Origin of the sequence: Colwellia sp. RSH04, assembly GCF_003545765.1 — a bacterium.
Classification (GTDB): Bacteria; Pseudomonadota; Gammaproteobacteria; order Enterobacterales; family Alteromonadaceae; genus Colwellia.
The window spans coordinates 1-507 of the sequence record NZ_QXIO01000068.1 but is presented as its reverse complement, the minus strand read 5'-3'; the positions used below and the strand labels follow the sequence as shown (position 1 = coordinate 507).

Annotated in this window: 1 protein-coding gene; it reads left to right on the top strand. The window is 73.4% G+C overall.

Annotation, left to right across the window (positions count from 1 at the left end; all coding sequences use genetic code 11):
• On the top strand, positions 1–507 hold a 507-nt coding region (locus tag D1094_RS18520), incomplete at both ends, for an aldehyde dehydrogenase family protein (RefSeq protein WP_118961563.1).

Genomic DNA, 507 nt, shown 5'->3' with positions numbered 1-507 from the left:
GTCGGAGGATCAGCGCGCGGCGGCGGACACGCTGGTCGCGGGCGTGGCGGCGCATGCGTTTCAACCGGTGCTACTCGACGGCGTCACCGGCTCGGGCAAGACCGAGGTCTATCTGGAGACGGTCGCCGCCGCCCTGGCCGCCGGCAACGCCGTGCTGGCCAAGCCCGCCGAGCAGACGCCGCTGATCGCGGCCGAGGCGGTGCGGCTCTACCACGCCGCCGGGCTCGACCCGAACCTGCTGGCCCTGACGCCCGGCCGCGGCGAGACCGTCGGCGCGGCCCTGACCGCCCATGACGGGCTCGACGGCGTCGCCTTCACCGGCGGCACCGACACGGCCTGGAAGATCAACCAGACCCTGGCCCAGCGCCAGGGCCCGATCGTGCCGTTCATCGCCGAGACCGGCGGCCTGAACGGCATGTTCGTCGACACCACCGCGCTGAAGGAGCAGGTGGTCGACGACGTGGTGATCTCGGCCGTGGGTTCGGCCGGCCAGCGCTGCTCGGCGTT